Source organism: Microcystis sp. M079S1, assembly GCF_020246425.1.
In the GTDB taxonomy this organism is placed as follows: Bacteria; Cyanobacteriota; Cyanobacteriia; order Cyanobacteriales; family Microcystaceae; genus Microcystis; species Microcystis aeruginosa.
Window position 1 is genome coordinate 1 of record NZ_JADBSZ010000342.1, and the last position, 5,047, is coordinate 5,047.

A 5,047-nucleotide genomic window follows, 5' to 3' on the forward strand; every position below is an offset into this window, starting at 1 on the left:
AGGGTTACAATATTTGGGAAATCATCTCAACGGTACTGTTGGGCAAACAGAAACCGACCCAAACGCCTTGGGAGAGTCCGGTCTCTGGGTTTTCAGTGGAGACATTGAGAATCTAAGCTGTCTCGTTGAACAAGGAATTTCTAACAGCGATGTGGAAAGAATCCCCCGTCACAGCGTAGCTTGACGGTGGGAGTATGTCAAAATAAGCCTAAGTCGAAAGTAGAAAAACTTATTTCTCTACAGGGAGAAACAATTACACTAACATTCTATGAAATATTGGCAGGAAATTTTAGCGATCGCTCAACGAATTTTAGTAGAATTAATCCGGCGCGGGCGTAGCTTAATCCTCTGGGGCATTTTCCCGATCCTTGTCCTGCTCTTAAATGGCTATATTATGGCAGAAAAAGGCAAAATTGAGCTTGCCGAGGCGATGGCTCTGGCCACTCCTCCCACCCTCGTCGGGGCGGCACTTTTCTTTAGTTGTTTGGGGGGAACCGTGGCGACGGTAGTGGCAGAAAGGGAACAACAAACGATTAAACGGTTATTTTTATCGCCTTTAAGCGGTGTTTCCTATTTTATCGGCATTTTTCTCGCCCATTGTGCGATTGCCGCTTGTCAGACAATTTTAGTTTATTCTATTGCTAAACAGTATGGAGCCACTTTTAAAGGCTCAATTCCTCTAGAATTATTAATTATTTTCCTTAGTATCACCGCCTATGTGGGTTTAGGATTTATCCTCGGTACTCAACTGGCGAAAAGAACAGAAGATGTTAATGCTTTGGTGGGAACTTTTGGGGTTCCTTTATTAATTTTAGGCGGCGTTTTTCTCCCAACTGCTTTATTCCCCGACAATATTCTATCTCTGGCTAAATATAACCCGATCTACCACATGAATGAAGCTTTAATTGCTGTTTGGGCAAAGGGCGAAAATCTACAAGATATTAGCTCTCATTTTCGCTTTCTCTGTCTTTTTGCTCTAGCTATGGTAGCAGGTGGTTGGCTTACCTATCGACAAATGTTAAACCTTGAACGCCGACTGTAAATCAGTGATCAGTGATCAGTTATCAGTTATCAGTTATCAGTTAGAAAAGGCAAGAGTATTCATTAATTTGTCTTCCCATATCTTCCACTCCCTAATCCTGACTCCTGACTCCTGACTATCCTTGTTACTTTATTAAAAATGCTGACTATTAATAATGTCAAAAAAAATTACGGAAGACGCTTAGTATTAGATCAATTAAACTTTCATATTGAAGCGGGGGAAATTTACGGTTTACTCGGTCCCAATGGTGCGGGAAAAACCACCACTATTAACTTAATTTGTAATTTATTAAAACCCTCATCGGGAGAAATTACCTTTAATTATTTGCCAATTTCCAGAGTTACTAAAGAATTAATTGGGGTTGCCCCGCAAGAAAATTTGTTGTACAAATCCCTTACTTGTGAGGAAAATCTCAACTTTTTTGCTCAGATTTATGGACTTGATCGCCACCAGCGTCGTCATCGGATTAAAACCAGTTTATCCGCAGTAAATTTGCTTGATCGCGCCCGTAGTCCGGTGGAAACTTTAAGCGGTGGAATGCAGCGCCGGATGAATATTGCCGTGGCTATTGTTCATCAGCCAAAATTATTAATTCTCGATGAACCAACTACTGGTTTAGACATCGAATCTCGCTATGAAATTTGGGATTTAATCGGAGAATTACGGCGCCAGGGAATGACAATTTTATTAACTACCCATCTCCTCGATGAAGCACAGCGTCTCTGTCAACGTATCGGGATTTTAAAACAAGGTCGTATTATTGCCGAAGGTAATTTAAATCAGCTGCGTCAGCATATTCCTGCGAAAGAAATTATTATCATGGATACCCAGGATCAAGAAGCGGCAATAAATCGAGGTAAACAATTAGGATTTACTCCTAAATTTTACGGAAAAGATTTAGCTTTTTGGTTACATGAACATCTAGAATTAAGCGAGATTATTCAGGCATTCGATGGCATTAATATTGATTCTATCTCCCGTCAGACGATACAGTTAGAACATATTTATATGGAAATTATGAATCAATTTTAAACCCGTTTTTGAAAATTAAGGTTGATGTTCGGCATTTTTTTCAGTAATTGACCTCAATTAAGATAAATCGCCGTTTTTTTACCGTCATGATCATCTATAATTTTTAGATAGGTTCTATTAATTGGAGACAAAATCAATGATGAAATTAACCTCTATCACTGGGTTATTGAGTCTATCGGCGGTATTATTAAGCTCACATCTACCGGCAGCATCGCAAAATTGTCGGCCACTTTCTTTATTAGGGGGTGAAGGTAGTGACATTACCAAAACCGTCTCGCAACCCACTATTCCAGGTCCTTTCGGTGTCACCATAACTCGTAATAATTGGAATACCGATTGGGCAGTTCCGGGGGGTAGAAGTTTTCAGAGGTTTATCGTTACGGTTTCTGTTCCCCGGGCTGCCTCCTTTGATATCCGGCTGTTTCTCAAGTATAGCGATCAAACTAACGAGGAATTTTTTAATACTAATGGAGTACGAATCGAACCCGATAAACCCTTAACAATTACTGCCACAGTACGGGCAAATGATCAACCTTTCTTAGTCAATCTTTTTGTCAATGGTATTCAGCACATCGGTAATACCTACACCGCTTCTGTTGTCGGTTGTGAACGATAAAATATATAGGGTGTGCTGAAAAAGCTTTTCGGTGGTGGCAGGGTGTGGCCCCCCAACCCTACCCGACATCGGGGGGGCAGGTGGGGTGTGGGGTTTTATCGATTTTCAGGTGGTCAACTACCTAATTTTCAGGGAAAAAGTCCCAGAATTTTCCCCCCGATCCCCGCAATGGCTGGCACTTTTTGAGGGGAAAAAAGTCCAAAAGTCTTATCCAACAAGGTTTTTAGATTTATTCAGCAGACCCCAATTAGATCGATGCACAATTAAGGATTTTTGTCAAGAAAATAATATTAAACTTATTATTGATGTCTGCCATGCCCACGCCCAAATTATCTGGCAATTAGCGATTAATTAAGCTACCCTAACTAATATCCCCCCCATTGGCCTCGATTTAGAACTGGCTTTTATCCGTCCCCACCTTATTATCGATTTTTTTCGGGAATATTATGTCTGAAACTATCACTCCCGCCATTAGCGATCGCATATGTAAACACATGAACAAGGATCACGGTGATGCCGTGCTTTTCTACGCTCAAGTTTACGGTAATATTACCGATGCAGAAACTGCTCAAATGCTCTCCATCGATCCCCAAGGCATGGATTTAGCCGTAGAAAAATTAGGGGAGAGTCAAACAATTAGAATACCTTTTGAGCGCACCCTAGAATCAGCCAAGGATGCCCATAATATTCTCATTGAGATGCTAAAAGTTAATCAAACCACCCCTTGACAAAGCCCGATTTTGCGACTATCACCGAAAAAGACCAACCTAGAGAATTAGCCCATGAATCAGGTTAATAGTACGGGAATAAAAATACCCAAGTCTGGCTGGCGTTTACTGCCTTTTTTAGTCTTGGGTGTGCTAGTTTTTGCCTTTAATTCCTCCCTAGAATTAAATTATCTAGTTAAGGGTTATATTACTCTCTTGGAATTACAGACAGGCATCGTGGTTTTATACTTTCTTTTGGCTAAATTAGGGAAATCTCAAAAATTATGAGAAATAGAACTATAGCGGCTTTACTAGCCTTTTTTCTTGGTTATCTTGGCATCCATAAGTTTTATCTAGGGGAAAATTTGGCAGGTATTTTTTATCTACTTTTCTTCTGGACTTTTATCCCCGGCATCATTGCTTTTTTTGAATTTATTGGTTTAATCATCATGTCAGATCAAGCTTTTGATGCTAAATACAATCCTAACTATCTCCCCAGCAATACAGAGCGAGGACTGCCGGAATCAGGCCAGCAAAAAACCGCTACTTTACTCCAGCTTAAAAAACTTTACGATCAGGGAATTATTACTGCTGAAGAATACGAAGAAAAACGCAGAAAATATTTAGATTCTCTTTAAAAAAATATGTCTAATCTCTCTCCTCGCCCTCCCGAATCTTCCGAGTGGATCTGGCTGTCTTTAGTCCCAGTTTTCGGTGGGCTTGCCATTGCTAATGCTGGCAAAAAAACTAATAACCAAAGCTGGTTATCCATCGGCATTGCTTTGACAATTATCTCCCTTATTTTCCTTACACAAGAGTCTTTTCTCGTAATTTGGTTTGCCCAAATCGGCCTGGGTTTATACATCCGTCAACAGCTTAATTCCCATCCAATAGCTTCGGCAAATAGAACCGATTCCAGACAGTCATCCTCTCCTCTCGAAAAAATTGATATTAACAGCTGTTCCACCAACGATCTGGTTTATAAATTAGGGTTGCCGATTGTCTATGCCAATGATATCGTTTCTGTCCGTAATGAAGGACATATTTTTACCCATTTAGAAGAATTACACTTCCTGGCTGGTTTACCAGAAAATTATCTCAAAAAATTGGAACCTTTGATTATCTTTGCCTACGATATTCGCCAAGAAGTTGACGTTTCTTGGCGTTGTTTAAATTACCACTCTGTTGAGGAATTAGTCAATCTCGGTCTTGACTTTTCCGTGGCCGATAAAATTGTCGCCGAAAGAGAAAAAAACGGTGTCTATCGTTCGGCCATCGAAGTGAGAAACCGGACAGGTATTCCCTTAAAATCCTATCAGCAATTGCTCTAATTAGCTTGATTAGAGTTCTTGCATATAGCACTTTTCACGTTACTGAGGTATCGACAAGTTTTGCCAACAAGGGGCTTAAGCCCCTTGCCCATGCCTCATTCTGATGAAAACTGCTATAATTAATTTTTGATAGTTCAAAAATGAGAAAAATAGGCATAAAATTGTATAAAATATCTAAATAGGGTTTGCGGCAAAAAGTTTTTCGTGGGGACAGGGTGTGGGGTGTGGGGTGTGGGGTGTAGGTTTTTACCGATTCTCATCTGGTCAATTACCTAATTTTCAGAGAAAAAGTACCTGAATTTTCCCCCCCTCACTCCCA

General features: G+C 40.3%; 8 protein-coding genes and 1 pseudogene. All 9 read left to right on the forward strand.

The window, feature by feature from the left end; genetic code table 11:
• Positions 1–184, forward strand: a pseudogene (locus IM456_RS22085) (zinc ribbon domain-containing protein); the annotation flags it as partial.
• An 84-nt stretch (positions 185–268) separates the two neighbouring features.
• Positions 269–1,042, forward strand: a complete 774-nt coding sequence (locus IM456_RS22090) for an ABC transporter permease (RefSeq protein WP_125730268.1) — start codon at positions 269–271, stop codon at positions 1,040–1,042.
• 138 nt (positions 1,043–1,180) lie between these two features.
• Complete coding sequence (locus IM456_RS22095; protein WP_002798898.1) at positions 1,181–2,074, forward strand: ABC transporter ATP-binding protein; 894 nt, start codon at positions 1,181–1,183, stop codon at positions 2,072–2,074.
• Between the two features lie 136 nt (positions 2,075–2,210).
• The gene (locus IM456_RS22100) at positions 2,211–2,690 is read left to right on the forward strand and encodes a hypothetical protein (protein ID WP_149988629.1); all 480 of its coding nucleotides are present in this window, start codon (positions 2,211–2,213) and stop codon (positions 2,688–2,690) included.
• An 85-nt stretch (positions 2,691–2,775) separates the two neighbouring features.
• Positions 2,776–3,045 carry a hypothetical protein gene (locus IM456_RS22105; RefSeq protein ID WP_172970580.1) on the forward strand — a complete coding sequence of 90 codons (270 nt, stop codon included), beginning with the start codon at positions 2,776–2,778 and terminating at the stop codon, positions 3,043–3,045.
• A gap of 91 nt (positions 3,046–3,136) precedes the next feature.
• Positions 3,137–3,418: a DUF2470 domain-containing protein gene (locus IM456_RS22110; RefSeq protein ID WP_149988626.1), complete on the forward strand. Its 282-nt coding sequence runs from the start codon at positions 3,137–3,139 to the stop codon at positions 3,416–3,418.
• Positions 3,419–3,472: 54 nt separating this feature from the next.
• Positions 3,473–3,685 (forward strand): hypothetical protein, encoded by a 213-nt coding sequence (locus IM456_RS22115; protein ID WP_002761887.1) that lies wholly within the window; start codon positions 3,473–3,475, stop codon positions 3,683–3,685.
• Positions 3,682–4,035, forward strand: coding sequence for an NINE protein (locus IM456_RS22120; RefSeq protein ID WP_149988621.1), 354 nt, complete (start codon positions 3,682–3,684; stop codon positions 4,033–4,035). The genes IM456_RS22115 and IM456_RS22120 overlap by 4 nt, the downstream gene beginning before the upstream one ends.
• Positions 4,036–4,041: 6 nt before the next feature.
• Positions 4,042–4,728, forward strand: coding sequence for a helix-hairpin-helix domain-containing protein (locus tag IM456_RS22125; protein ID WP_287693065.1), 687 nt, complete (start codon positions 4,042–4,044; stop codon positions 4,726–4,728).
• The last annotated feature ends 319 nt before the right edge of the window (positions 4,729–5,047 follow it).

Coding starts and splice junctions, on each gene's coding strand:
- IM456_RS22090 (WP_125730268.1), top strand. CDS start 269: ATGAAATATTGGCAGGAAATTTTAGCGATCGCTCAACGAATTTTAGTA.
- IM456_RS22095 (WP_002798898.1), top strand. CDS start 1,181: ATGCTGACTATTAATAATGTCAAAAAAAATTACGGAAGACGCTTAGTA.
- IM456_RS22100 (WP_149988629.1), top strand. CDS start 2,211: ATGATGAAATTAACCTCTATCACTGGGTTATTGAGTCTATCGGCGGTA.
- IM456_RS22110 (WP_149988626.1), top strand. CDS start 3,137: ATGTCTGAAACTATCACTCCCGCCATTAGCGATCGCATATGTAAACAC.
- IM456_RS22115 (WP_002761887.1), top strand. CDS start 3,473: ATGAATCAGGTTAATAGTACGGGAATAAAAATACCCAAGTCTGGCTGG.
- IM456_RS22120 (WP_149988621.1), top strand. CDS start 3,682: ATGAGAAATAGAACTATAGCGGCTTTACTAGCCTTTTTTCTTGGTTAT.
- IM456_RS22125 (WP_287693065.1), top strand. CDS start 4,042: ATGTCTAATCTCTCTCCTCGCCCTCCCGAATCTTCCGAGTGGATCTGG.